27 protein-coding genes, 1 pseudogene and 3 other annotated features are annotated in these 25,373 nt (G+C 43.5%); of the genes and pseudogenes, 16 read left to right on the forward strand and 12 right to left on the reverse strand.

Annotated elements, in window-relative coordinates:
• The first annotated feature begins 10 nt into the window (after positions 1–10).
• The 6 genes from albB to albG are packed head-to-tail and all read left to right on the forward strand — an operon-like array spanning position 11 to position 5,324.
• Entirely contained in the window at positions 11–172 is a 162-nt protein-coding gene (gene albB, locus M1D65_RS18610) for an antilisterial bacteriocin subtilosin biosynthesis protein AlbB (RefSeq protein WP_003222006.1), read from the forward strand.
• Positions 169–888: an ABC transporter ATP-binding protein gene (locus M1D65_RS18615; RefSeq protein ID WP_003227564.1), complete on the forward strand. Its 720-nt coding sequence runs from the start codon at positions 169–171 to the stop codon at positions 886–888. Before albB ends, M1D65_RS18615 begins: the two co-directional genes overlap by 4 nt.
• Positions 881–2,191 (forward strand): antilisterial bacteriocin subtilosin biosynthesis protein AlbD, encoded by a 1,311-nt coding sequence (gene albD, locus M1D65_RS18620; protein ID WP_128740807.1) that lies wholly within the window; start codon positions 881–883, stop codon positions 2,189–2,191. Before M1D65_RS18615 ends, albD begins: the two co-directional genes overlap by 8 nt.
• The gene (albE, locus tag M1D65_RS18625; RefSeq protein WP_456270873.1) at positions 2,181–3,341 is read left to right on the forward strand and encodes an antilisterial bacteriocin subtilosin biosynthesis protein AlbE; all 1,161 of its coding nucleotides are present in this window, start codon (positions 2,181–2,183) and stop codon (positions 3,339–3,341) included. The genes albD and albE overlap by 11 nt, the downstream gene beginning before the upstream one ends.
• 4 nt (positions 3,342–3,345) lie before the next feature.
• The gene (locus tag M1D65_RS18630) at positions 3,346–4,626 is read left to right on the forward strand and encodes a M16 family metallopeptidase (protein WP_456270679.1); all 1,281 of its coding nucleotides are present in this window, start codon (positions 3,346–3,348) and stop codon (positions 4,624–4,626) included.
• Positions 4,623–5,324, forward strand: coding sequence for an antilisterial bacteriocin subtilosin biosynthesis protein AlbG (albG, locus tag M1D65_RS18635; protein ID WP_046160959.1), 702 nt, complete (start codon positions 4,623–4,625; stop codon positions 5,322–5,324). The genes M1D65_RS18630 and albG overlap by 4 nt, the downstream gene beginning before the upstream one ends.
• A gap of 5 nt (positions 5,325–5,329) precedes the next feature.
• Here albG and M1D65_RS18640 read toward each other — a convergent pair whose 3' ends face one another.
• The 3 genes and pseudogenes from M1D65_RS18640 to M1D65_RS18650 all read right to left on the reverse strand — a co-directional run bounded on the left by M1D65_RS18640 (position 5,330) and on the right by M1D65_RS18650 (position 8,327).
• Positions 5,330–6,706 (reverse strand): YncE family protein, encoded by a 1,377-nt coding sequence (locus M1D65_RS18640; RefSeq protein WP_014481223.1) that lies wholly within the window; start codon positions 6,704–6,706, stop codon positions 5,330–5,332.
• 38 nt (positions 6,707–6,744) lie between these two features.
• Positions 6,745–8,100: a YncE family protein gene (locus tag M1D65_RS18645; protein ID WP_015250986.1), complete on the reverse strand. Its 1,356-nt coding sequence runs from the start codon at positions 8,098–8,100 to the stop codon at positions 6,745–6,747.
• Positions 8,097–8,327, reverse strand: a pseudogene (locus M1D65_RS18650) (hypothetical protein). Before M1D65_RS18650 ends, M1D65_RS18645 begins: the two are co-directional and overlap by 4 nt.
• A gap of 2 nt (positions 8,328–8,329) precedes the next feature.
• Between M1D65_RS18650 and rapF the strand changes: the two are divergent.
• The 8 genes from rapF (at position 8,330) to M1D65_RS18690 (ending at position 13,918) form a co-directional block, all read left to right on the forward strand.
• A complete protein-coding gene (gene rapF / locus M1D65_RS18655; protein WP_038829812.1) occupies positions 8,330–9,475 on the forward strand; it encodes a response regulator aspartate phosphatase RapF in 1,146 nt (381 codons plus the stop codon).
• Positions 9,459–9,578 carry a phosphatase RapF inhibitor PhrF gene (gene phrF, locus M1D65_RS18660; protein ID WP_085185514.1) on the forward strand — a complete coding sequence of 40 codons (120 nt, stop codon included), beginning with the start codon at positions 9,459–9,461 and terminating at the stop codon, positions 9,576–9,578. Before rapF ends, phrF begins: the two co-directional genes overlap by 17 nt.
• Positions 9,579–9,830: 252 nt before the next feature.
• A complete protein-coding gene (locus tag M1D65_RS18665; protein ID WP_015714892.1) occupies positions 9,831–10,310 on the forward strand; it encodes a hypothetical protein in 480 nt (159 codons plus the stop codon).
• Positions 10,311–10,458: 148 nt separating this feature from the next.
• Positions 10,459–11,247 (forward strand): membrane protein, encoded by a 789-nt coding sequence (locus M1D65_RS18670; RefSeq protein WP_015714893.1) that lies wholly within the window; start codon positions 10,459–10,461, stop codon positions 11,245–11,247.
• Positions 11,234–11,908 (forward strand): hypothetical protein, encoded by a 675-nt coding sequence (locus tag M1D65_RS18675; protein WP_021480844.1) that lies wholly within the window; start codon positions 11,234–11,236, stop codon positions 11,906–11,908. The genes M1D65_RS18670 and M1D65_RS18675 overlap by 14 nt, the downstream gene beginning before the upstream one ends.
• Before the next feature lie 9 nt (positions 11,909–11,917).
• Positions 11,918–12,715, forward strand: a complete 798-nt coding sequence (locus tag M1D65_RS18680) for a hypothetical protein (protein ID WP_223497729.1) — start codon at positions 11,918–11,920, stop codon at positions 12,713–12,715.
• Positions 12,716–12,717: 2 nt separating this feature from the next.
• Entirely contained in the window at positions 12,718–13,365 is a 648-nt protein-coding gene (locus tag M1D65_RS18685) for an ABC transporter ATP-binding protein (protein WP_015714896.1), read from the forward strand.
• Entirely contained in the window at positions 13,358–13,918 is a 561-nt protein-coding gene (locus tag M1D65_RS18690; RefSeq protein ID WP_015714897.1) for a hypothetical protein, read from the forward strand. The genes M1D65_RS18685 and M1D65_RS18690 overlap by 8 nt, the downstream gene beginning before the upstream one ends.
• Positions 13,919–13,966: 48 nt before the next feature.
• Here the strand turns inward: M1D65_RS18690 and speB are convergent, their stop codons facing one another.
• The gene (gene speB, locus M1D65_RS18695; protein ID WP_456270680.1) at positions 13,967–14,839 is read right to left on the reverse strand and encodes an agmatinase; all 873 of its coding nucleotides are present in this window, start codon (positions 14,837–14,839) and stop codon (positions 13,967–13,969) included.
• 60 nt (positions 14,840–14,899) lie between these two features.
• Positions 14,900–15,730 (reverse strand): spermidine synthase, encoded by an 831-nt coding sequence (gene speE / locus M1D65_RS18700; protein WP_003227543.1) that lies wholly within the window; start codon positions 15,728–15,730, stop codon positions 14,900–14,902.
• Between the two features lie 201 nt (positions 15,731–15,931).
• On the opposite strand from speE, the gene M1D65_RS18705 reads away from it, so the two are divergent.
• Positions 15,932–18,007: a transglycosylase domain-containing protein gene (locus tag M1D65_RS18705; RefSeq protein WP_151869989.1), complete on the forward strand. Its 2,076-nt coding sequence runs from the start codon at positions 15,932–15,934 to the stop codon at positions 18,005–18,007.
• A 27-nt stretch (positions 18,008–18,034) separates the two neighbouring features.
• Here the strand turns inward: M1D65_RS18705 and M1D65_RS18710 are convergent, their stop codons facing one another.
• The 3 genes from M1D65_RS18710 to M1D65_RS18720 all read right to left on the reverse strand — a co-directional run bounded on the left by M1D65_RS18710 (position 18,035) and on the right by M1D65_RS18720 (position 19,799).
• Positions 18,035–18,472, reverse strand: coding sequence for a hypothetical protein (locus M1D65_RS18710; RefSeq protein ID WP_031601096.1), 438 nt, complete (start codon positions 18,470–18,472; stop codon positions 18,035–18,037).
• A gap of 135 nt (positions 18,473–18,607) precedes the next feature.
• Positions 18,608–19,126, reverse strand: a complete 519-nt coding sequence (locus M1D65_RS18715; protein WP_003227538.1) for a YwhD family protein — start codon at positions 19,124–19,126, stop codon at positions 18,608–18,610.
• Positions 19,127–19,139: 13 nt separating this feature from the next.
• Entirely contained in the window at positions 19,140–19,799 is a 660-nt protein-coding gene (locus tag M1D65_RS18720) for a site-2 protease family protein (protein WP_003243167.1), read from the reverse strand.
• Between the two features lie 108 nt (positions 19,800–19,907).
• On the opposite strand from M1D65_RS18720, the gene M1D65_RS18725 reads away from it, so the two are divergent.
• Entirely contained in the window at positions 19,908–20,096 is a 189-nt protein-coding gene (locus M1D65_RS18725) for a 2-hydroxymuconate tautomerase (protein WP_003222038.1), read from the forward strand.
• A 42-nt stretch (positions 20,097–20,138) separates the two neighbouring features.
• Here M1D65_RS18725 and M1D65_RS18730 read toward each other — a convergent pair whose 3' ends face one another.
• The 4 genes from M1D65_RS18730 to M1D65_RS18745 form a co-directional block, all read right to left on the reverse strand.
• Positions 20,139–20,558: a MarR family transcriptional regulator gene (locus tag M1D65_RS18730; RefSeq protein ID WP_003227535.1), complete on the reverse strand. Its 420-nt coding sequence runs from the start codon at positions 20,556–20,558 to the stop codon at positions 20,139–20,141.
• A 119-nt stretch (positions 20,559–20,677) separates the two neighbouring features.
• Positions 20,678–22,594: a threonine--tRNA ligase gene (gene thrS, locus M1D65_RS18735; protein ID WP_032727078.1), complete on the reverse strand. Its 1,917-nt coding sequence runs from the start codon at positions 22,592–22,594 to the stop codon at positions 20,678–20,680.
• A gap of 53 nt (positions 22,595–22,647) precedes the next feature.
• Positions 22,648–22,869 (reverse strand) — a binding site (T-box leader).
• Positions 22,870–22,900: 31 nt separating this feature from the next.
• Positions 22,901–23,122: a binding site (T-box leader), on the reverse strand.
• A gap of 33 nt (positions 23,123–23,155) precedes the next feature.
• Positions 23,156–23,384, reverse strand: a binding site (T-box leader).
• 46 nt (positions 23,385–23,430) lie between these two features.
• Positions 23,431–24,840, reverse strand: coding sequence for an MFS transporter (locus M1D65_RS18740; RefSeq protein WP_125121074.1), 1,410 nt, complete (start codon positions 24,838–24,840; stop codon positions 23,431–23,433).
• Positions 24,840–25,310, reverse strand: a complete 471-nt coding sequence (locus M1D65_RS18745) for an Rrf2 family transcriptional regulator (protein WP_021480899.1) — start codon at positions 25,308–25,310, stop codon at positions 24,840–24,842. Before M1D65_RS18745 ends, M1D65_RS18740 begins: the two co-directional genes overlap by 1 nt.
• Between the last annotated feature and the right edge of the window lie 63 nt (positions 25,311–25,373).

Here is a 25,373-nt window from a genome sequence, read left to right on the forward strand (position 1 = left end):
GGGAAACGATTTGTCACCAGCACAAAGAAGAATTTTACTGTATATCCTTTCATTTATCTTTGTCATCGGCGCAGTCGTCTATTTTGTCAAAAGCGATTATCTGTTTACGCTGATTTTCATTGCCATTGCCATTCTGTTCGGGATGCGCGCGCGGAAGGCTGACTCGCGATGAGCATTTTGGATATACACGATGTATCCGTTTGGTATGAACGGGACAACGTCATCTTAGAACAAGTGGATTTACATTTAGAAAAAGGCGCCGTTTACGGGTTGCTTGGGGTAAACGGCGCCGGAAAAACGACACTGATTAATACGCTGACAGGCGTGAACCGCAATTTCAGCGGGCGCTTTACACTGTGCGGAATTGAAGCGGAGGCCGGCATGCCGCAGAAAACATCAGATCAGCTGAAGACTCACCGTTACTTCGCCGCCGATTATCCGCTGCTATTTACAGAAATTACGGCGAAGGACTATGTGTCTTTCGTCCATTCGCTTTATCAAAAGGATTTTTCAGAGCAGCAGTTTGCCAGTTTGGCCGAGGCCTTTCATTTTTCGAAATACATCAACAGGAGAATTTCGGAGCTGTCCTTGGGGAACAGGCAAAAGGTTGTATTGATGACAGGCTTATTGCTGCGCGCTCCCCTGTTTATTTTGGATGAGCCGCTCGTCGGTTTGGATGTGGAATCGATAGAGGTTTTTTATCAGAAAATGCGCGAGTACTGTGAAGCAGGCGGGACCATTTTGTTTTCTTCTCATCTGCTCGATGTCGTGCAAAGATTTTGTGATTATGCGGCTATTCTTCACAACAAACAGATCCAAAAGGTCATTCCGATTGGAGAGGAGACCGATCTGCGGCGGGAATTTTTCGAGGTGATCGGCCATGAATAACATAATCCCCATCATGTCTTTGCTGTTCAAACAGCTTTACAGCCGGCAAGGGAAAAAGGACGCCATCCGCATTGCCGCAGGCCTTGTCATTCTGGCCGTGTTTGAAATCGGGCTGATCCGCCAGGCCGGCATTGATGAATCGGTGTTGCGCAAAACGTATATCATACTCGCGCTTCTCTTAATGAACGCATATATGGTGTTTCTTTCTGTGACATCTCAATGGAAGGAATCTTATATGAAACTGAGCTGCCTGCTGCCGATTTCTTCACGGAGCTTTTGGCTCGCCCAGAGTGTCGTTTTGTTTGTCGATACCTGTTTGAGAAGAACTTTATTCTTTTTTATTTTACCGCTGTTCTTATTTGGAAACGGAACGCTGTCAGGGGCGCAAACATTGTTTTGGCTCGGCAGGTTTTCGTTTTTTACCGTTTACTCCATTATTTTCGGAGTTGTGCTAAGCAACCACTTCGTCAAAAAGAAGAACTTGATGTTTCTGCTGCATGCGGCGATATTCGCCTGTGTATGTCTCAGCGCCGCTTTGATGCCGGCCGCCACGCTTCCGCTTTGCGCGGTGCATATGCTGTGGGCGGTGATCATTGACTTTCCTGTCTTTCTGCAGGCGCCTCCGCAGCAGGGCAAGATGCATTCATTTATGCGGCGATCTGAATTTTCGTTTTACAAAAGAGAGTGGAACCGATTTATCTCTTCTAAAGCGATGCTGTTAAATTACGCGGTAATGGCGGTATTCAGCGGCTTCTTTTCGTTCCAGATGATGAATACCGGCATCTTCAATCAGCAAGTGATTTATATCGTGATTTCCGCGCTTTTGCTCATCTGCTCGCCGATCGCCCTTTTGTACTCGATTGAAAAAAATGACCGGATGCTGCTCATCACACTTCCGATCAAGCGGAAAATGATGTTTTGGGCGAAATATCGCTTTTATTCAGGCCTATTGGCAGGCGGATTTCTCCTTGTCGTGATGATTGTGGGTTTCATCAGCGGCCGTCCGATTTCAGTTCTCACTTTTTTGCAGTGCATTGAGTTGCTGCTGGCGGGAGCTTTTATCAGGTTAACTGCGGATGAAAAAAGGCCCTCCTTCAGCTGGCAGACGGAGCAGCAGCTATGGAGCGGTTTCTCAAAATATCGGTCTTATCTGTTTTGTCTTCCCCTATTCTTAGCCACATTAGCCGGCACCGCTGTATCCTTGGCGGTCATTCCGATAGCCGGTCTGGTCATAGTCTATTACCTGCAAAAACAGGATGGTGGTTTCTTTGATACAAGCAAAAGAGAACGGCTTGGAAGTTAACCTGCTGAAGACTCATCAATTTTCAACTATATCAATCGCCGCGAGCTTTCTGAAACCGATCGAAAGCGCGGCGGAACCTGAGGAAGAAACAATTTATTTTTACGGCGCCGCCGCGTACCTGAAGGAGCAAATCATTGACGCTTTCGGTTGTGCTGCCGGCAGCCGTTTCATGTACTCAGCAAATCTCTTTTTTGATCAGCAGCTGAAAACCTGCGGGACCCGTTTGATTCACCCATTATATAACGGGAATCTTCATGTTGACGCCCTGCTGAAAACTTTTGCAGACTTGTCTTTCCCTTCTTCTCTTTCATTCGAAGCAGTTGAAAAGGCCAGGAATGAGCTGCTGCTGAGAATCGAAAAGAAATTCACTGATCCCTTCTCCTACTCGGCGGCGCGCTTGGCTGAGGAGGTCTTCGGAAACCCGATGTACGGCACACGCATGTTTGGCCGGAGAGACAGGATAAAGGCGATTCATCCTAAACGGTTTCTCGACGCAACGGACTTTATCGTTGATTTAGTGTCCCAGCAAAAACAGCTGAACATATTGGGACAAGTACAAGCATGTGATGTTCGGGGACATGCCCCGCAAACGTCCGCTGTAACGTCCGGAAGAATACCCGTAAACCGGCATGTTTTTGAAACAGAGACACGCAGCGCTGCAGGTCCTTCCGTCTTGACACTCGGATTTGACTTCGGAGAGATGAAAGATGCCAGCGATTATATCAAAATACTGCTAATAGACGGATTACTGGGAAAGTACGGCCATTCCGCTTTATTCAAGCACTTCAGAGAGAAGGATCTGGCAGTCTATCACGTTATCACCCGTTACGATGTCATGAACAATTTGCTGCTTGTTTCAATATGTACAGATCAGCTTCATGAGAAAGACATTCCCCCGCGCGTTTTGGAAGCTGTCTCAGCTTTTCATACAGATGAGCGGGAACTAGAACAGGCAAAGCAGTTTTTACGCAATGAATTGCTGCTGCAATTCGATTCTCCCGAAGGTCTATTGGCCTATATGGGGATCCTGCGCCGCTTCTCCTGCACGAAAGAAGCCTTGCTGGATGGCATCTCAGCGGTTACATGCCGTGATGTATTGCAATTCATAGCGACCATCAATTATATCGGAGCTCATGTAGTAAGGGGATGAAGAGATGGAAAAGAAAGCCTTTTTTCAACAACTGGATGAACGAACCGATATCAGATACACAGACAGCGGACTAAAAATATTCAGATTGAAATTCCCCCGCGCCCACCTGCGGCTGTGCAATGTAAAAATCGATTTTGGAAGCCGGGATGTATGTATACGGGCAGAATCCGGTGATACACTGCTTCCGTATGGCACAGCGCATTTTTTAGAGCATCTTCTCTTCTGGCATAACGGCCGCAATCTGTACAGTGATTTTTTTGCGCATGGCGCGCTTTTAAACGCATTCACTACCTACACCGATACCAATTTCATGTTTACCTCATTACCGGATCGGCTCAGACAAACGATCCCCATCCTGCTTGATGCTTTATGGAACCACTCATTTGACAAGAAGATTGTCGCTCAGGAAAAAGCTGTGATTACAAGCGAAATTCAAACAGCACACCTTAACCATCAGCTCTCATATCATTATCAGCTGATCAGCATGCTTTCTCCCTCCTCACCAGCTGCCGTTTTCCCTGCAGGCAGAATCGAAGATATTGAGGCGCTGGACATCAATGATTTACAAAAAGCCTATAAGGCTGCCTACCAAGCCCATCGGATGACGCTGTTTTTAATTGGAGGCTCAGAAAATACAGAAACGCTTTTGCCTCCTCACCTCCAGCTGGAAAAGCGTCCGGATTATCATGCTGAAAGAAAAATCATCCCGGCATGCCCTCCAGCCCTCTCACAAAAAATGGTGCTGGGTGATGAGGAGCGGATGGAAGATACCTGGACCGGATTACAGATCGGCGCACTTCTCAGGCAAAACGATCTGTTGACGATAAAGCTTTATTGGGATATCGCGTCTCGTATTCTATTTCAATTAGATTCACCGTTTTTTCAAGAGATTCAGCAAACGTACCGCCTAGAAATCGATCGCTTGTCAGCCGAGACTTATATATATGAGGATGGCGGTTTCTTGATCCTTCACAGTCAAGGGACCCATTCTTCAGCTTATATCGATGTCGCATCATACTATGTCACGCAGCAGAAAGAACAGGTTACGTCCTGGCTTCAATACGGCAAGCACTCTTTGACTGACGCGATCATTTATGACAGCGATTATGTGCGTAAATGCTTCGAGTGGGCAGCCGAGTGTGACAGGTGCGATTGCTCGTTTCTTGACATGTACCACATCATTCAAGATATGGATGCGCAGGTTTTCTTGTCTCTCATTGATGCAATGGCATCTTCTAACAAAGCGATCATTCACGTTTCTCAGAAAGAGGCGATCAGACAATGAAAAAAAGCACTGTCTTTACCCTTTTATTGCTGCTTATAGGTATGGCGGCTTATTCCTTCGGCTGGGTTCAGGCCGTTGCCGAAGCCGCCGCCCAATATGTACAGATGATCAACAATGACGCTGTGCGGCTCGGGCTGCTGGCTTGTACCGCTGCCCTCCTGATGCTGCCTGCTTTTCTCTATCTTCATTATGTCACCCAATCCGTGAAAAACATGACAGCAGCTTTTCAGAAACTCACACAGTCTCATCAAAGCTGCTGTGACTTTCAGCAACACAACTTGTGCAGCCGATATGCAGAAGACGTCAAATCGCTGCGTGACAGCTATAAAAACGTCCGCCAAACATACGTGATGGCTGCCGTGTTGTGCCAAGTCATCATATTCGGCTGCATGTTCGAAATCGTTAAAGCCGTCCCTTTCCGCCTTCACACGCCCCCTGCCCTTTCAATGGGACTTGCGATGCTACTGATTCTGTATTTATTGTTTTGCATGCGAACTTATTTGCGGCAGCTTTTCCGGCACGGCAGCCTGTTCAGAAAAGTGTTTGCGGGAGCGCTGGCCGCAGCCGGGATTTGGTGGATGCTCAGTTTCTCTATAAGTGAACTGCTGTTTCTGATTATCCTGGCTGCCATTCAGCAAATCGGATCATTTATTTATAAACGATTCTCTTATCGCAGCACCGCTTCTCTTGATCTATAAAATAGCTACATCGCAATCGCAGACGGACCCGCGCCAACCGGAATCACCGTCACGGCTGTATAATCACTTGTGCGGTACACGGTCACAGCATTGTCGTTGGGCTGTGCCGCATAAATATACTGTTTGTCCGGCGTTACGGCGAGGTCAAAGGCGCCGGGGAGAGACACGTTTGCAATGATCCTCTGTCTGGCCGTATTAACTACATATAAGTTATTAATGAGAAACGGTTCACTATATGGCTCTAGAAAATAAGCTCTAGTACTATCGAGAGAAAATACAATCGTCATCAGCGTTTCAAATAAACGGCTGAAGTCCCCTCCCCTGCTTAATGGAGACAAACTAATCTCCGTTACACCTTTCGGCCACAACTCACCATTCAACACGTACGCAAAATTTCCAGCGTAAGGAGTTGCAATTAAACTGGGAAATTCAAATGAATCTATGATACTTTCTACCAACTGCCCAGTATTTACATCATATTTATCAACCGACCAACTGCTTCCATTAGCGGTATAGACATACTGTCCATTCGGATCAAGAGCAAAGTCTAAAGCGCCGGGTATCGGAATGACATCAATGACCGATTGAGAGGCCGTGTTAATCACATATATAGATCCGGCGGCCATCACGTATGCGAACTCATCTGTTGGATCAAATTCGATTTTTCTCGGCCCTCCTCCAACAGTAATGGTATTTATGATAGTTAATGTTTTATTATCAATCACTGAGACAAGGTTGGTATTTCCATGGAGGATATACGTGAATGCTTTATCGAAAGTAACGCCTAGATTAGTTGGCACAGCAGAAAACGGGATTGTTTTTACAACAGTGTTTAAATCTGCATCAATGACCGAAACCGTGCTGTCTCCAGTATTGGCAGTAAACACATATGATTGAGGGTCTGGCGATGGCGGTAAAACAAGTGTCCCGGCCACCGTAAGCGGACTGCCGTAGAAAGGCGGTACAATGAGAAGATCTTCCACTGTCATTTGACTAAAATCAGGACAGCGGTCAGACTGTGCTGCATAATAAACAACTTGATCAATCTCTTCGGTATGAATCACCGAAACAGCCCCGTCTCCTTGTCCATATTGATTTCGTACAGGCGACACACTGACAAGAAGCGTAATGGTCCCTTGTACTCTCACGGCATATCGAACACCGATATCTTCTGGTTCCGGCCCAGTCTGGATTAAGCAAGGCTCACTGATACAGGACAAATTGTCTGTACTCCATGTAACAGCCGCTGACGCTTCTGCCGAATCAACCTTGAAGCCCTCAGGGATATCTATCGGCACTTGAAACGGCGCTTCCCGGCTAATTTCCTCATCACAAAAACAGAAACAATTTTCCTGTAAAGCAGAAAGATCATTCTTTTTCATGATTTCACGTCCTTTTAGAAATGCACAACATGCAGCGGTTAAATCGTAATGGCACCCGGTGAAACCCCAAGAGATATCACAGTTTCCTCAGAATAATCATCTGTGTTGTAAACAATGATGCTCTGCTCTATAAAACGAGTTGCATACAGAAAATCGCCATTCGGGGTAAACGCATAGTCTGTTGCTGATTGCGGAAGATTTCCAATTACACCTGCTCCATTCGGACTGACAGAATATAAATTGCCAGTGAAGCTGTCATGTAAATACACCTCTGATCCACTCGTAAACATTACATATAGCCCGTCAGGCTCCAGCTCTTGGGTATCCCTGATCGTAAACGTATTTAAATCAATAACCGTCAAATAATTGAATAAGAATTCTTGTTCTAATACATACGCATACCGCTCCGTAGAATCTGTTTCTATGGATGATACGATAAGCTCTCGTTCAATCGTTCCTAAGACTTCACCGGTAGATAAGTCCACTTTTTGCACTAACCCAAAATTAAGAACATAGGCGAACAACCCATTGGGGTCAATTGCAATATCAAAACCTTCTACAGGAATAGACCTCTCAACAGTCAACGTATCAATTCCAATCACATAAATGGCAGTACCGGTGAAAACATAAGCAAACTCATGATTAGGGATAAATCTAATCAATCGAGGCGGCTGATCCAGCAATATAGTTGCTGTCACAGTTAATGTGTCATAATCGATGACAGAAATCACATTATTGTTGGGATGTAAGACAAACACAGCGCTTTTATCTGGCGTAATTTCAATACCTGCCGGATTGTACGGAAGAGCAATCGTTGTCACAACAGTATGGGTGTTTGTATCAATCACAGAAACTGATTGATCATTTGGATTCGCTGTAAACGCGTAGACGGGTTCCGGCTCCGGTACAAGCACAATCGTCCCCGTCACCGATAAAGGACTGCCGTAAAACGGCGGAACAACAACAAGGTTCTCAATCGTGATGTCACTGATATCCGGGCAATCATCCGGTTCATCGGAATAATAGACGACTTGATCGATTTCTGCATTGTGAATGACGGAAACAGCCCCGTCCCCTTGTCCATATTGATTTCGCACAGGTGAGACACTGACGAGTAGCGTAACGGTTCCCTGCAGGCGCACTGCAAATTGAACACCGACCTCATCAGGCTCTGGCCCCGTTTGAATTAAGCAACGGTCACTGACACAAGAAAGGCTGTCTGCATTCCACGTCACGTTTGCAACAGCTTCAGCCGGATCAACGACAAATCCTTCAGGTAACTCAATCGGCGCTTGAAACATGGCTTCTCGGCTTGCTTCTCCCTCACAAAAACATAAGCACTCTTCTTGTTCTGCTCCTGCTTTTTCTTTAAAGGAAAGCTTATTTTTTCTCATTCCTTCACTTCCTTTTCAGACATACACTGCTCACGCAGATATAACAGAATATGGAAGAGTAACGTGTTTGCTTGTACAAATTACTGAGGGTAAAAGCTTCTTTTTGAAAATATATCTCCAAACATGCGGTGTAACGAAAGAAAAAATTGCGGTTTTTTTGCGCTTCTCACAAGAATGTTGATGATAAAATATGACATATATAGAATTATGAAGGGAGGGATTTGCAAACGTGACAGGTGTCATATCTTCTTCTTCCATCGGAGAAAAGATTAACGAATGGTATATGTACATACGCCGATTCAGCATACCCGATGCAGAATATTTGCGACGAGAAATCAAGCAAGAGCTGGATCAAATGGAAGAAGATCAAGACCTTCATTTGTACTATTCACTGATGGAGTTTCGGCACAACCTAATGCTTGAGTACCTTGAACCGTTAGAAAAAATGAGGATTGAGGAACAGCCGAGACTGTCTGATCTGCTGCTTGAGATTGATAAAAAACAGGCTCGTTTAACTGGTCTGCTTGAGTACTATTTTAATTTCTTCAGAGGCATGTATGAGCTGGACCAGCGGGAATATCTGTCGGCTATTAAATTTTTCAAAAAGGCCGAAAGCAAGCTGATATTCGTTAAGGATCGGATAGAGAAAGCTGAGTTTTTCTTTAAGATGTCTGAATCTTATTACTATATGAAACAAACGTATTTTTCAATGGACTATGCACGGCAAGCATATGAAATATACAAAGAACATGAAGCTTATAATATAAGATTGCTGCAGTGTCATTCTTTATTTGCCACCAATTTTTTAGATTTAAAACAGTATGAGGATGCCATCTCACATTTTCAAAAAGCTTATTCTATGGCAGAAGCTGAAAAGCAGCCCCAATTAATGGGGAGAACTTTGTACAATATCGGGCTTTGTAAAAACAGCCAAAGCCAATATGAGGATGCCATACCTTATTTCAAAAGAGCAATAGCTGTTTTTGAAGAATCAAATATTCTTCCTTCCTTACCTCAAGCGTATTTTTTAATTACACAGATCCATTATAAATTAGGAAAAATGGATAAAGCTCATGAATATCATAGTAAGGGAATGGCTTATTCACAAAAGGCCGGAGATGTAATATATTTATCAGAGTTTGAATTTTTGAAATCTTTATACTTATCAGGCCCGGATGAAGAAGCAATTCAAGGATTTTTTAATTTTCTCGAAAGTAAAATGTTGTATGCTGATCTTGAAGATTTCGCTATTGATGTGGCAAAATATTATCATGAACGTAAAAATTTTCAAAAAGCTTCTGCTTATTTTTTGAAGGTGGAACAAGTAAGGCAACTTATTCAAGGAGGAGTGAGTTTGTATGAAATTGAAGTCTAAACTATTACTCTTTTGTCTGGCTCTAAGCACTGTGTTCGTGGCAACAACTATTGCAAATGCACCTACACACCAAATTGAAGTTGCACAACGAGGAATGATTTAATGAAAACAACCGGTTTTCACCGGTTGTTTTTTTGTTAAATAAACAATCGGGACAAAAGTTTTATTTTTTGAATCTCTAAATATTATTACTAACTAATTCAAATTGGTTACCTAACCCACAAACATAGGAAACAAGATAATTTTTATTATACGAAAATAAAAATATGTTTACTTTTCCTTTTTTTTGAACTAATATATATATGACTTAAGTTCAGTATCACTTCAATTGAAGTTTAAAAATGGAGGATTTATTTTGAAAGTTCAATTCAAAAAAAGGATTAGTTTACTCATCATCATGTTTGGGATCGCAGTTTCCTCACTGGGTGTTACACAGGCGGTTCATGCAAAAGCAAATACGAGCGATTCAAGGGTGCATTTTACTTTCAGATGGTACAGCCCTTACGACTATACAACTGCTCGAAGAAAACAAAATAGAAGCTACATGTATATGCATCTCCTAAAGAAAGATGATGGAGGTAAATTTAATGTATGGGCAGAGGCAGATAAAAACGTTCACTCTGGCGGGCGCGACTGGCACAATGTATCCGGTGGTGGAACTCACGAAGGAACAGTACACCCGGGTCATACATACTTATTTTCCAACACTGCTGTTGAAGATTACGGGAGAAATGTACCCGTAAGGTTTGGCGGTTACAGCCGCAGCAGTGATTCCTTCTCAACTGATTGGAGTCCTGACAGCGTAAAACCTAAGGGAAATTACACAATCTATTAATAGCTTTCTCAAAACAAAGCGATCTTACATTAAACATGTAAGATCGCTTTTTAAGGTAAAAATAATATCCACTCTTCAAGATTGTTTATTAAAATAAAACTATCCAAAACTCACACAGAGTTTTAATAAAAAAACAGGAGCCTCGCACATGATTTCTTTCTTTTTAAAGCGTTTATTGAAAAATAAAGAGATTTATTTTTCTTTATTCATTAGTATCGTTCTTATGATCGTCAGTTATCTAGGTATACTCTTCTTTCATCAGAAGATCAATCTTCCTTATGAAATCCATAACTCACCGTTTTTATCGAATATTGCAGAAGGAAATACAACCTCAGCTCAGACTGTCTGGATTCTCATTCTTCCGTTATTAGCATCACTTCCAATGTCCGGTATGTACCGTGAAGATAAAAATACTGGATTTTTTATGAATGTTATAACAAAAACAACTAAAAAGAAATACTTTACAGTATTATTCGGATTGAATGTTGTGATTTCTTTTTTGGTTATTTTTTTACCGTTATTATTAAACCTTTACTTGCTGATGATGACATATCCTTCAGTAAATCCGGACGGAATCGTCAATTATATGGACCCAATCGTTTTGGGCGGAACTGATTTAGCAAACCTTTATTATGAAAACTCGCTGATTTATACTCTCATTTTATTTATACTAAATGGTTTGTACGGTGCCATTCTCTCTTCCATTGGATTAGCTTTATCATTTTTTATTAAAAAGAAATATTTTGTTTATATCATACCTTTCTTAATTAATTTGATAGGCTTTACTTTACTCAACAACCATTACAATCCAATGAAATATATTGTTAACGATGGAGGGTTTTTGAGTGTAGATAAGTTTATTTATTTGAACCTTAGCGTGTTCATTGTAACTACTTTACTTTATATGTGGGGAAAAAAACGCCGTGTTTTATTATAATACTCTAAAATCAACATTAAGAATGAAGTGGCCGGGTATCACCGTCGCATTACTGCTGCAGTTAATTGCTGTTTATTTCTTTTTTCATCAAGAAAATGGTAGTGATGATAGTTTTGTACTGGAAAATATTTTTTCCTATTGGCATCTCGTTTCTATTTTATGCCCTGCTGCCGTTGTATTTTCTGTTTTGATCTCATCCGATTACTTTTCAATTTATACTGTAATCCGAGTAAACAATGCACCTTATCTAACAATGATATACCTTTTAAAAACACTTTTATTTTCAGCAGTATACGGGATTATCATTATGGGTGAATTATATACTTTATGTGTATTCAATGATACGGGACTATTGTATATGACCCCGATATCTTTCATCACTCATGTCTTTGCATTTATTTTCATTTGTTATGTTGTTTCATTTATTTTACTGTATTTGAATCAAATCATTGTAGTTTTTCTATTCATTCTTTTATTTTTAATTGATTACCTTGCATGTAATGGTATGCTCTTTTTAAATGGTTTTGTACTGGAATTAAGTGATTCGGCTGAATTATTATTGATTAGATTAGGGATTATGTTGTTATTATTCGGGATTTCTATAGAATCTATAAAGCGACGCAATTATTTACAGCAGGTTGAGGAGAAAGGAGCAAACTGATTGTCTTTTATGAATATGCTGAAACGTGATATTGTCATGCGTTTCAATGAAAGTAAGATTACATACTTTGTCATTAGCTTAGCTGTTGCCCTCCTTCTTTTATGCTTCCTCTGGAATAGCAATAAGACGGGACAGCTAGAACATCAAAGTTTTTTCGACAGCCTGACCACACTATTTCATTCGATGAATTTCTTTGATCTACATATCTTATATACACAGCATAGATTATCTATCCCTCTACAATGGATTAGTTTTCAAGTGCTGCCTTTGTTGATTGTGGGTAATTTTATGTTTAGTGACATTCAAATTTCTGGAGCTTATATCCTTCCAAAACTCCCCAAAAAAGGAGTATATATATTCAGCAAACTTCTGTCACTGTTTGTTCTGATTGTATCTATTTGGTGTGTATGGCTTTTTATATACATTATGTTATTTACCTCATTTAATGGCTTTACAGCAGAACTGAACAGCAAGGTAATATTATTTATGTTAATTCAAATCTTAGTTTCGTTTATGTATGCAGTTTTGCTAGAAACTTTAACTTTCATGATATCTTTTATATCAGCATTTATTATTATTGTTGCTTATATTGTAATATCTATTTTTTTTCACAGCTCTTTATTCATCGCTTCATTTGCTATGGCTGGAAAGTGGGCTTTTATTGATTATTCGCGCATGAACATTAACTACTCAGATGGTCGTTTTTTTCATGCCTCTGACTTTTTATTAATTGCACTTATTTTCTGTGCAGCTTGTACTTTTATTAGCCTAGTTTTTATTAAAAAAACAGATATTTTAGGAGAGTAAATATGACGTCGTATATCGAGTGTAAAAATATAGTAAAAAAATTAAAGGGAAATCATGTATTAGATGATATCAGTTTTTCAATTAAAGAAAACGAATTTGTCGTGTTAAGAGGCCATAATGGATCTGGAAAGACAATGATTTTAAGAGCCATCGCCGGACTGCTAACATTAACAAAAGGCGAAGTTTCTGTTAACGGCCTCGTGATCGGAAAAGATATTGACTTCTCTGAACATACAGGTCTGTTAATTGAATATCCGAGCTTCATCCCTGTCTATTCGGGATTTCAAAATCTGAAATTCCTTGCTTCTATCAAGAAAAAAGTATCTGATGAAGAAATCAAAGAAGTAATAAGAAAAGTTGGGTTAGACCCCGAAGATAAGCGTAAAGTCAAACGCTATTCTTTAGGGATGAAGCAACGCTTAGGAATTGCTCAAGCAATAATGGAAAAACCCAAATTACTTCTTTTAGATGAACCGACAAATGCCTTAGACAAAAAAGGGATTAATCTTATACTGGATATCCTAAAAACCGAAAAAGAAAACGGCACAACGATTGTAGTGGCTAGTCATGATGATACACTATGTGAAAATAGTGTTGTCGACAGAATTATTGATATTAGTGAAGGTAAACTGGAGGATACAGATGAATAAACGTTGGATTTTCTTTATTGTTTTATTAATAATAGTAACATTCAGCTGTGTTCGTTTCTATACAGTGAATGCCCAAAATGATAAATATACTCCAAAAAATATTAATATTGCCGCAAACCAAACAATCGATACAGGAAAAGGAATAAAATTCCATATTTTAAAACCATTAAAGCCGGTAAAGTCATTTGATAAAGATACAAATTCCATAAAATATATATACATTTTGCCTTTTAATGCTGAAAATACTTCTAATCATAAAATTACTCTAGAAGATCTTTCACCGGACGGAAAAAACTTTTTATTTTTTGGTCAGTATCAATATAATAAACAATTGATGCCTTATAATTATGATTTGCCGGATAAGTATCAATTCAATACAGAGATTCCACCAGGGAAAACAGTACTAGGATATGTAGGATTAAGTTTGTATCCCGACGAAAAAGTAAATTATAAAAATTTCAATCCTGAATCATCAAAAGTATCTGCTTATTATACTGTAATAGACGACGAATCTAATAAAAGAATTTCTTATAAAATGACTTTAAATAATTAAAAGATAAAAAAGGGCCTGGATGTAATTCAGACCCTTTTTTATTAAAAACTATTTCACAAACCCAAGCAGCATTTCACGGATGATTTTGCTGGCTGTGTTTGCCGTTTGCTCTGAGTGGTCATACACCGGTGCGACTTCCACTAAATCAGCGCCCTTTACGTTTACCTCTGAACGCGCAATTTCATGGACGGATGCAAGCAGTTCTTTAGACGTGATGCCGCCGGCGTCAACCGTTCCTGTACCCGGTGCGTGTGCAGGGTCTAATACGTCAATGTCAATTGTGACATAAACCGGACGGCCCGCCAGCTTCGGAAGCACCTGTTTCAGCGGTTCAAGCACTTCAAATTTTGAGATGTGCATGCCGTTTTCCTTCGCCCATTCAAACTCTTCTTTCATGCCGGAACGGATTCCGAATGAATACACATTGTGCGGTCCGATCAATTCTGCCGCCTTACGGATCGGCGTGGAGTGAGAAAGCGGTTCTCCCTCATAATCAACACGAAGATCTGTATGTGCGTCAAAATGGATAATCGCAAGGTCTGGGTATTTCTTGTACATCGCTTTAATGACAGGCCATGACACGAGGTGCTCCCCGCCCATACCCATTGGGAACTTCCCTTTTTCTAAAATGCTGTCCACGTACTCTTCAATCATATCCAGGCTTCGCTGCGGATTTCCGAACGGCAGCGGAATGTCGCCGGCGTCAAAGAAGTTCAAGTCAGCCAGATCGCGGTCTAAATATGGGCTGTATTCCTCAAGGCCGATTGACACCTCACGGATTCTGCTTGGACCAAAGCGTGAGCCCGGGCGATAGCTGACTGTCCAGTCCATCGGCATGCCGTAAAGAATGGCGTCCGCCTCTTCCCACTCGGGACGGCTCGCGATAAATACTTTTCCTGAATAAGCTTCATCAAATCTCATCTATAATACCCTCGCTTTCCTGTAAAAAAGCGCAAGATTCGCTCCTGCGCCATACCTTCATTATTTAATCAGGTCACTCACAAATTTCGGCAGAACAAACGCCGCTTTATGAATATCTTTTGTGTAATATTTCGTCTCAATATCGAAGAAACGGCTGTCTTCCACTGCAAGCGGATCATATTTTTTCGAGCCAATTGTAAATGTCCACAAACCGCTCGGATATGTCGGAATGTTCGCCGTATACAGCTTCGTAATCGGGAAGATTTCCTTCACGTCGCGCTGTACATTTGTGATTAATTCCGGTGTAAACCATGGGTTGTCCGTCTGTGCGACAAAAATGCCGTCTTCTTTCAGCGCTTTAGCGATTCCTGCGTAGAATCCTTTTGTAAACAGGTTTACAGCCGGTCCGACTGGTTCAGTCGAATCTACCATGATGACGTCATATTGATTTTCAGATTTTGCAATGTGCATAAATCCGTCATCTACCTGCACGTCAACGCGCGGATCATCCAGTTTGCCTGCGATAGAAGGAAGGAACTTTTTAGAGTATTCGATAACCTTGCCGTCAATATCTACAAGTGTCGCTTTTTTCACGCTTGGGTGCTTCAGGATTTCTCTGATAACGCCGCCGTCACCGCCGCCGACTACGAGAACGTGCTCCGGATTTGGGTGCGTGAATAATGGGACATGCGCCACCATTTCGTGATAAACGAATTCGTCTTTTTCAGATGTCATCACCATGCCGTCCAAAAAAAGCATGTTGCCGAACTCTTCTGTTTCCACCATTTCTAAATGCTGAAACTCCGTTTGTTCTGTATGTAACGTCTTGTTAACCTTCATCGTAATGCCAAAGTTTTTCGTCTGCTTCTCTGTGTACCAAAGTTCGCTCAATTGTCATCTCCCTTTCGAGGCTGTATTCATTTATTGTAAGCGTCTTATCAGCTTTTATTCTCGGTTGAAATCTCATTTTCACCTAAGGAAAAAGTATAGAGGATGGCGGGGAAAAAGTAAAGATGCGTCCTGTTCTGCGATGTTTAAAAACGATCTTTTTTTCTCATAATAGTAGAAACATAAAAAAAGGGGGAACCCGTTGTGGATGCAATGACAAATAAACGGCTGAGACTGACGCTGAAAACCGTTCGCGCCTTTATCTTTTTAGGGGCTTTTGCGGCCTTGGCGGCAGCTGCTGTGTTTATGACTGTCATTTTGATAGCCAAATACCAGGGCGCTCCCTCGGTGCAAGTGCCGCAATCCACGATTTTGTATGCGAGTGACGGCTCAAAGCTCGGGGAAACGAACTACGGCGAAAAGCGCTATTGGGTCCCCTTAAAGGACATGAATCCGACGATCGTAAAAGCGACAGTGGCGATTGAAGACCAGAATTTCTACGATCATCACGGCTTTGATTATAAACGCATGGCCGGCGCGGCGCTTGCTGACCTCAAAGCATTTGCCAAGGTTCAGGGTGCAAGCACCATCACCCAGCAATATGCGAGAAACTTATACCTTGAACACGACAAAACGTGGAAACGGAAATGGAATGAGGCGTTCTACACGATCCGTCTGGAACAAAACTATTCTAAGGACGAGATATTAGAAGGCTATTTAAATACGATTTACTACGGACACGGCGCCTACGGCATTGAAGCAGCTTCCCGCCTGTATTTCGGCAAGCATGCCAAAAACCTGACGGATGCGGAGGCGGCGCTTTTGGCAGGTATCCCGAAAGGCCCTTCCGGCTATTCACCGTATGTCAATGAGACGAAGGCCAAGGAACGCCAGAAAACGATTGTGCGGATGATGGAAAAGCAGCAGATGATCAGCCAAAAGAAAGCGGATGAATTGATCAAGGAACCTCTTTCCTATCAGCCTTTGAATAAGCAAGTTTCCAAGAGAAAGGCTCCTTATTTCTACGACAATGCGATGAGAGAGCTGGAGAAAAAGCTCGGCATGACACGGGAGCAAATTGAAACGAGCGGGTTAAACGTCTATACAACGGTAGATAAACGGATGCAGCGCATCGCCGAGGAGACCATTACCGAAACGGTTAACGCGGGATCTGACATTCAAGTCGGGTTTTCAGCCATTGATCCCCGCACCGGAAACGTTCTCGCCCTTGTCGGCGGCAGGGATTATCAAAAAAGCCCGTTTGACCGGACGACACAGGCGAAGCGCCAGCCTGCTTCGACGATCAAGCCGTTGCTGTACTATAAAGCGATTCAGAGCGGATTTACGCCAGTCACTTTGATGAAAAGCGAAGAAACCGAGTTTCAAATTGATGCAAAGGGAGAAACCTATTCTCCAAGCAACTATAACGGATACTATGCCAACAAGCCGATTACGCTTCTGCAGGCGCTGGCGCTTTCCGACAATATTTACGCTGTGAAAACGCATCTTTTTCTCGGCACGAACAAACTTGTAAAGACGGCAAAGGAATTCGGCATTACCGCCCATCTTCAAGCACTGCCGTCCCTGGCACTCGGCACCGAACCCGTACGTCCGATTGAGATGGTCAACGCCTATGCCATGCTCGCAAATGGCGGAAAGAAAATCGAACCGACTTTTATTTTAAGAGTAACGGACGCAGCCGGCCACGTGCTGTACGAAAACCCGAATCAGCATAAACAGGTGCTTGATGAAAAAGCCGCTTTTGTCACAGCGAGTATGATGACAGGCATGTTTGATACCGATTTAAATGGATATACGTCGGTTACGGGGCGAACGATAGCCAACCGCCTGACAAGAACGTATGCCGGAAAATCAGGAACCACCAGCGCAGACAGCTGGATGATCGGCTTCAATCCGAAGCTGGCCGCCGGTGTTTGGACCGGCTATGACAAAAACAGCACCATCGACTCGGTCGAAGAAAAAAGCTATGCTAAAACCATTTGGGCGGACTTCATGGAGGACGCGCTCAAAGGCGAACCGGAAACCGCGTTCAAGCCGCCAAAAGGCGTAACCGGTGTGTACATTGATCCGGAAACAGGCTACTCATCAGGTCCCGGCTGTGCCGCTAAGCATTACACATATTTTGTGAAAGGGACAGAACCCGCAAACGTGTGCTACGGGGCAGAACCCGCAAAACAAACAAAAGACCGGCTTCCATCCAAAGAAAAGCCTGCTTCCGAGAAAAAGTGGTGGGACAAATGGCTGGGGCGACATCATTGAAAATAACCCGGCTCCTCGGAGGCCGGGTTATTCGTATGGTTGGTCAATGACCCATGGAAGAAGCGTAACACAATCGAGCTGAATAATTGGTTTTGGAAAACCCTTAGGAATGTAAATTTGGTGTTGCGGCACTGAAAATGAAATATGCCACGAGAAATCAATCTTTTTCGGATTCCATTCTTGTTTTCCTTCAACAATACGGCCTACTATAAAATAACTCGCTATATAAAAGTGCAGATGATCTTTTACCCCATGATAATTTATATCTGTGCATTTGGACGGAATGAGGCCGAAACTTTCTAATACTTGTGCTTTTTGGACTGGCAGTTCATTCACTGCCTCGTAATAGTTAAGACAGTTACCGCATTCACACATATCCTCTATATCTTTCTCATATTGCTTTCTCGTTTCTTCCACGTCGGCTTTTATCAACCAATCGCCGACTCGAATGGTTTCGTACATCATATCCCCCTAAAAATGAAAAACCCCGAGTCTTGTTTCGGCTCGGGATTTTCCATGTCCTATTTCTGTATCACCAGTTTACTCAATGTTTACGAAAAATATCTCAAATACTTTAAAAGTTCACAGAAAATTCATAAATTAATTGTTTTCTGGAAGCAGGCTCGTTTTTAACTCATCTGAGGAACGGTCCCATAGGCCCTGATCATGCTTTTTCAGAAATTCGCCTAGTACACGCTTCGAGCTGTCGTCCATTTTATCAACGATGATTTTCCGTTTCATGGATTTATCCATCAGATTCACATGCTCAGGCAGTGACTTGTAGCCTCTTCTGATGCTTCTGTCGACCGTCATTTCACAGGCTGTCACACCAGCGTAATAAGGCCCCTCTTCTCTTCTGTCAATCGTCACCCACACAAGCCAGTATGGTTTTCCGTTCGGAACTTCTTCTTTATTCGGGAGAAATTTAATTCCTTTTTCAACGGTGCTGCGGGCATGCATGGCACCGATGTCTACGAACGCTTCTTTTTCCTCTACATCGACGAATACTGGAGAAATGTTATCAAGGCTGAGTGCCCCTACGCCAAAACCGCCGTGTCCGTCTGTCGGGTCACTTTTGATAATATTAAACCCGATTGATTTTTTCTTTTTTTCTTCCATGAAGTTCTACCTCCTACAAAAGCGGTTGAAATATCGCTGAAAACAGCTTTAAAATCGAATCTCTTCCTGCATTGAGCATCGGCCACAGCACGTAAGATCCTAGCGGCGTCACAAACAGCACCAAAAATACGATAAAGCCGTAGCTCTCCGCCTGCGTCATTTTGGCACGCACGCCCGGCGGAACGAGATCTTCTATAATTCGATAGCCATCGAGCGGAGGAAGCGGCAGCAGATTAAATAAAAACAAGACAAGATTCAGCTGTATCCAAATAGAAAAAAACTGATCCAGCCCCGTGCTGAACGCCGCAAGCATTTCCATTCCGTACGCATGCATCAACACTAACAAAAAGAAACCAATAAACGCAAGAATCAGGTTACTGACGGGCCCGGCTATAGATACGAGCACACCGGCAAGCCGAGGCTTCTTAAAGAAGCGGCGATTCACGGGAATGGGGCGCGCCCACCCGAAGCCGGCCACCAAAATCAAAATGGTTCCGAACGGATCAAGGTGTTTAATGGGATTCAGCGTCAGTCTTCCTTGTTTTTTCGCCGTATCGTCACCGAATTTGTATGCGACATAAGCGTGGGCAAGCTCGTGCATCGTAAACGACACAATTAGCGTGATGACGAGGTATGGCATTAAAGATAACGGATAATATAAAAAACGGTCCAAGTGAGATATCCCTCTTTCTCAAAATGCAAGAATTTACTTTATTCAGTATACTATAAGAAGCCTCTTTTTCTAAAGAGAGGAAACGAGATAAAGGAGGATTCAGCACCTATGCCATACGTAACTGTCAAAATGCTCGAAGGCCGTACAGACGAGCAAAAACGCAATCTTGTCGAGAAAGTAACAGAAGCCGTAAAGGAAACAACCGGTGCTTCTGAAGAAAAAATTGTTGTCTTTATAGAAGAAATGAGAAAAGACCATTATGCCGTCGCAGGCAAACGCCTGAGCGATATGGAATAATCTCTATAAAGCCGGCGCTTCGCGCACCGGCTTTTATTATCCCTATTGAGCCAGCTTCGCAATAATCGCCAAGAACGTCTCTTTCTCTTCGGCTGTTAAACGTTCAAACATGCCGTCAATCAGCTGCTGGCGGTTTTCGATCATTTGTTCAGCCGCTCCCCGGCCCGATTCAGAAAGCGTAATCCATACAGTGCGGCGGTCATTATTATTTCTGGATCTCTCAATAAACCCTTCCTGCTCTAAATGATTCAGAGCTGTGGTCGTGGCAGAGGGAGACAGTGTGACCTCCTTCAAAATATCCTTTATGGTGCAGCTCCCATGTCTGTATATGATCCGCAGAATAAACCCTCTTACATTATTCACGTGTTTCGGAACGGTGGCTTCATCTAATTGCTTCGTGCTTTTCAAATATTTTGTAAGTGCGTGATCCAGCAAATTTGCTTCCAGTTTGTCATGGTCCATGTCAATTTCCCCATTTCGAGATGCATTCATAACATACGAACGATATGATTTACTTATTATTTTACTGATTCCGAATAGGGAAAGTCAAAAAAGCAAAATATGAATTCACAGCTTTTATCCTACATGCCTCGATTTTCCACCTGTTTCACAAGCTCATCTTTAAATGTCTGAAAAGGAACTTGTTCATTCTGCTGATATCCGAATTGGCGGACGTTTACCGCATCCTCCTGCTCCTCATGATCTCCAAGCACCAGCACGTACGGAATTTTTTGCACCTGCGATTCTCTGATTTTATAGCCCAGCTTCTCATTGCGCTCATCAATGCCGGCTCTTATCCCCGCCTGCTTCAGCTCCGCCTGCACCTTTCTGCAATAGTCTAAGTGAACGTGCGAAACCGGTATGATTTGAACCTGGATCGGTGCGAGCCAGACTGGAAAAGCCCCGCCGTAATGCTCGATCAAAATGCCGAAGAAACGGTCGATTGAGCCGAAAACCGCTCTGTGGATGACAACGGGACGAACCTTCTCATTGAGTTCGTTGATATATGTTAAATCAAATTTTTCCGGCATTTGAAAATCAAGCTGAATTGTCGCGCATTGGTGGCTCCGTTTCAGGGCATCTTTTATGTGGAAATCAATTTTCGGCCCGTAAAACGCCCCATCGCCTTCATTGATCTCATAAGAGAGGCCAAGCTCCTCAAGGACGCGTGCTAAGGCACGTTCCGACGCTTCCCAAAGGCTGTCATCGCCTAATGAATCCTCCGGGCGAGTCGAAAGCTCAACAGAATACTCGAAACCAAATGTCCGATATACCTCATCAATCAGCCGAATCGCTTCTTTGATCTCACTCTCAATCTGATCCTCCCGAACGAAAATATGGGCGTCATCCTGACAGAACGTCCGAACGCGAAGCATTCCGTTTAAAGCGCCGCTGTATTCATGGCGGTGCACCTGTCCGAATTCCGCCATGCGAATTGGCAGATCCCGATAAGAATACAGGCTGTTTTTAAAAATGAGCATGTGGCCGGGGCAATTCATCGGCTTCATTGCGAATCTTGTATCATCCACTTCTGAAAAGTACATATTGTCGCGATAATGGTCCCAATGGCCTGACTGCTCCCATAACCGCTGATTCATCATAAACGGCGTACGCACCTCATCGTAGCCGGCATTTGTTTGCAGCTCACGCGAGAAGCGCTCCAGCTCATTACGGACAATCTGCCCTTTCGGCAAATAAAACGGCATCCCCGGCGCTTCTTCAGAAAACATAAACAGCCCTAACTGTTTGCCGAGCTTGCGATGGTCTCGTTTTGCCGCTTCTTCCAGCATATGCAGGTGCGCATCCAAATCTTTTTTCTTTTGAAAGGCAACCCCGTACACCCGCTGCAGGACTTCATTTTTGCTGTCTCCGCGCCAATAAGCGCCTGATACTCTTGTCAGTTTGAACGCCTTGATCATCCCTGTAGAAGGAAGATGCGGCCCTCGGCACAGGTCAACGAATTCCCCTTGCTGGTACAGTGTGATATCCTCCCCGCGCGGAATATCCTTTAAAATCTCAAGCTTGAACCGCTCGTCTTTTTGTGCAAACAGCTCTTCAGCTTCTTCGTAAGAAACCTCTATACGTTTGATTTCAAGGTTCTCATTTATTATGTTTTTCATTTCTTTTTCGATGGCCTCTAAGTCTCCTGATGCCAAGCTTTTCCCCAGCTTCATGTCATAGTAGAAGCCGTCTTCAATCACAGGCCCTACCCCCAATGACACTTCGCCGTACAGCCGTTTTACTGCTTGGGCCAGCACGTGCGCTGTTGTGTGGCGAAGCACCTGCAAGCCTTCTTGTGAATCGAGTGTGACAATCGAAAGCTCAGCATCCTCCTCCAGCTTGAAACTGAGATCAACAAGCTTGCCGTTGACCTGACCTGCGGCCGCCTTCTTTTGCAGACTGGAACTGATAGAACCAGCCGCTTCTTTGATTGTGATGCCTTTCGGATATTCCTGGATCTGTCCGTCCGGAAGCTGAATGTGTACATGTTTACTCATTTTAAAACACTCCTTATTCATTGTTTTATATAAAAAAACACACCCGTCCCGCAGATAGGGACGAGTGTGTGATTAACCCGTGGTTCCACCCAAGTTCCCGACAAATACTATATTGTCGGCTCGGTGCTGTAACGCAGCATAGACGGCATTGGATACTTCAGTTCCCCAATGCTGCTCCAAGGCGGTAAATGATATTCCTAAGCTGGGAAGCTCTCACCTTACCTTCCCTCTCTGAAAACCGTAACTATCATTCATGTCCTTTTCATCGCATGTATTCAATTCATAAAAAAACACACCCGTCCCACAGATAGGGACGAGTGTGTGATTAACCCGTGGTTCCACCCAAGTTCCCGACAAATACTATATTGTCGGCTCGGTGCTGTAACGCAGCATAGACGGCATTGGATACTTCAGTTCCCCAATGCTGCTCCAAGGCGGTAAATGATATTCCTAAGCTGGGAAGCTCTCACCTTACCTTCCCTCTCTGAAAACCGTAACTATCATTCGTGTCCTTTTCAACGCATTTATGTAGTTCATATAAAAAAACACACCCATCCCTCTAAAAGGGACGAATGTGTTGATCATCCGTGGTTCCACCCAAATTCCCGATCAATTACACATGGTGATCGGCTTAAAGATGCTGTAACGCAGCATGACGGTATCAGATACTTGTTTTCCCCGATACGGCTCAAAGGCGGTAAGCTGCTTTCCCTGCGTTAGGAAGATCTCAGCTGTCCTTCCCTCTCTGGAAACCGTAAAAAGCATCTCGTGTCCTTATCAGTGCCTGTTGTTTCAATAATTTTTTATATCTTACTATATATTCCCACAAAGCGCAATCAGTGATTTACATTTTTTTCTGACGCGGCAGTCCCGTTATGGGCAGCCAGAAACAGCCATACAAGTAATGCAGCGAGGCTGTATGCCGCTCCCATCATCAAAAACGTAAACCCGGCACCAGCATACCAAGTGGCGGACAGATGAATGATCACCCCGGTTATCGCTACGCCGACCAAGGCTCCGATTTGCCGGTTTGCATTTAACGCCGCACCGGCGATATTCGCATGTCTTTGCCCGGCAGCCTGCATGATCACAGTTGTCATGGCAGGAACTGTAATACCGGTACAGAGGTTCATAACAGACATCAACACCGCCAGCTGCCAATAAGGAAAATCCGGAGAAATCAGCACAAACAACAGCAATGCAATGATACAGCTGACCGACATTGATACAAACATAAGCTGACCGGCTTCAAACCGATTCGCCAGACGGGCAAACAGCAGATTGCCGATCACGAAGACCGCCATCATCGGGAGCAGCTCCACTCCAGCCATAAAGGAACTTGCCCCTCCTGCTTCCTGCAAAAAAAGGCTGAGCATAAACATGCCGCCAAAAAGGGCGAAATTCAGCAAAAACCCGATAAATTGGGCAGCTGAGAAGCGGCCGTTTTTGTATAAGGACGTCGGCAGGATGGGTGCTTTTGCAGAAATTTCCCGCAGCAAAAACAGCACAAATGCCAAAATCGCTGCAGTAAATGCTGCAAGAATCACTGGCGAGCGCCAGCCCGCTGAAGGCCCCTGTATCAAAGCATAGGAAAGAAACCCGAGAGCCATCATGCCAAGCAGATGCCCGATGATGTTCACGCGGCTGCTTTTTCCCGGAACGCGGCTGAGGATTCGGTAAGCTGAAATGAGCGCAGCAGCCCCTATTGGCACATTGATTAGAAAAATACTCTGCCAGCCCGCCAACTCTACCAGCACGCCCCCGATAAAAGGCCCAAGGGCTGAAGCGGCGGAAACAAGCGCGGCCCACAGCCCAAACATTCTCGCCCGCACCCGCTCATCAGGGTAAGAGGCAGCCAAAAGGCTGAGTGAGCTTGGCATAAACAAAGCTGCTCCAATTCCCTGTATGAGACGTCCGGCAATCAGCATCTGCCCATTTATAGATGCAGCGCATAAACAGGAGGCCAGAACAAAAACGGCTAGACCCAAGATATAGATCGTCTTCGAGCCGAAACGGTCAGCCAAGGCTCCGCCCGCCAGCAGAAGCGACGCAAAAGTAAGAATGTACCCGTCCACAACCCACGTTACACCTGAAAGTGACATTGAAAGAGTGTTTTTCATATCAGCCATCGCCACATTCACAACGGTCACATCAAGAGTTGCCATGAGGAAACCAAGTGCGAGCACGATCAGCACGGATATGCCTGTTGATGATGTTGATTCTTGTATAGACCCGCTATTTTTCATTACAATTGCCCTTTCACTTGCTTGATTACCCACTCATCTATTTTTTCAAGATCATACAATTCCCCGACTCTGTCCATGACATGCTGCAAGGATTCTTCTTTCATGAGATTGGACCATTTATCCTCGATTTCCCCCATGACTGTCTCCAGCACACAGTGACTTTCACCCTCAAATACAGATTGCAGCAGGCCTTTCCCCTGATACATCGAACCTCTGCCTTCGACCGCTTGATAAACATCATAAAGCGTAATGTCAGCCAAAGGCTTCGTCAGGGTAAAACCGCCCTTCGTCCCTGGTAAGGATTCTGCCAAACCGGCTTGAACCAATGTTCTCATCAGCTTCTTCAAGTAAGACGGAGACACGCGCAATCGCTGGCTTATAGCCTCTGACGTCAAAGAAGCCTGTACAGGCAGCCGTGACAGTAACAGCAGCACAGAAACCGCCTGCTCCATTCCTGATTTCATTTTCATCCTATTCACTCCTGATTCATTATGGATAACTATTATCCATAATGAATCTCTTAGCAGCTTTTG

Source organism: Bacillus sp. JZ39, from assembly GCF_053903145.1.

Excerpts from the sequence above, each read along its gene's own strand:
- M1D65_RS18615 (WP_003227564.1), top strand. The coding sequence starts at position 169 with ATGAGCATTTTGGATATACACGATGTATCCGTTTGGTATGAACGGGAC.
- albD (WP_128740807.1), top strand. The coding sequence starts at position 881 with ATGAATAACATAATCCCCATCATGTCTTTGCTGTTCAAACAGCTTTAC.
- M1D65_RS18630 (WP_456270679.1), top strand. The coding sequence starts at position 3,346 with ATGGAAAAGAAAGCCTTTTTTCAACAACTGGATGAACGAACCGATATC.
- albG (WP_046160959.1), top strand. The coding sequence starts at position 4,623 with ATGAAAAAAAGCACTGTCTTTACCCTTTTATTGCTGCTTATAGGTATG.
- M1D65_RS18640 (WP_014481223.1), bottom strand. The coding sequence starts at position 6,706 with ATGAAAAAGAATGATCTTTCTGCTTTACAGGAAAATTGTTTCTGTTTT.
- M1D65_RS18645 (WP_015250986.1), bottom strand. The coding sequence starts at position 8,100 with ATGAGAAAAAATAAGCTTTCCTTTAAAGAAAAAGCAGGAGCAGAACAA.
- phrF (WP_085185514.1), top strand. The coding sequence starts at position 9,459 with ATGAAATTGAAGTCTAAACTATTACTCTTTTGTCTGGCTCTAAGCACT.
- M1D65_RS18670 (WP_015714893.1), top strand. The coding sequence starts at position 10,459 with ATGATTTCTTTCTTTTTAAAGCGTTTATTGAAAAATAAAGAGATTTAT.
- M1D65_RS18680 (WP_223497729.1), top strand. The coding sequence starts at position 11,918 with ATGAATATGCTGAAACGTGATATTGTCATGCGTTTCAATGAAAGTAAG.
- M1D65_RS18685 (WP_015714896.1), top strand. The coding sequence starts at position 12,718 with ATGACGTCGTATATCGAGTGTAAAAATATAGTAAAAAAATTAAAGGGA.
- M1D65_RS18690 (WP_015714897.1), top strand. The coding sequence starts at position 13,358 with ATGAATAAACGTTGGATTTTCTTTATTGTTTTATTAATAATAGTAACA.
- speB (WP_456270680.1), bottom strand. The coding sequence starts at position 14,839 with ATGAGATTTGATGAAGCTTATTCAGGAAAAGTATTTATCGCGAGCCGT.
- M1D65_RS18710 (WP_031601096.1), bottom strand. The coding sequence starts at position 18,472 with ATGATGTACGAAACCATTCGAGTCGGCGATTGGTTGATAAAAGCCGAC.
- M1D65_RS18715 (WP_003227538.1), bottom strand. The coding sequence starts at position 19,126 with ATGGAAGAAAAAAAGAAAAAATCAATCGGGTTTAATATTATCAAAAGT.
- M1D65_RS18725 (WP_003222038.1), top strand. The coding sequence starts at position 19,908 with ATGCCATACGTAACTGTCAAAATGCTCGAAGGCCGTACAGACGAGCAA.
- M1D65_RS18730 (WP_003227535.1), bottom strand. The coding sequence starts at position 20,558 with ATGGACCATGACAAACTGGAAGCAAATTTGCTGGATCACGCACTTACA.
- thrS (WP_032727078.1), bottom strand. The coding sequence starts at position 22,594 with ATGAGTAAACATGTACACATTCAGCTTCCGGACGGACAGATCCAGGAA.
- M1D65_RS18740 (WP_125121074.1), bottom strand. The coding sequence starts at position 24,840 with ATGAAAAATAGCGGGTCTATACAAGAATCAACATCATCAACAGGCATA.
- M1D65_RS18745 (WP_021480899.1), bottom strand. The coding sequence starts at position 25,310 with ATGAAAATGAAATCAGGAATGGAGCAGGCGGTTTCTGTGCTGCTGTTA.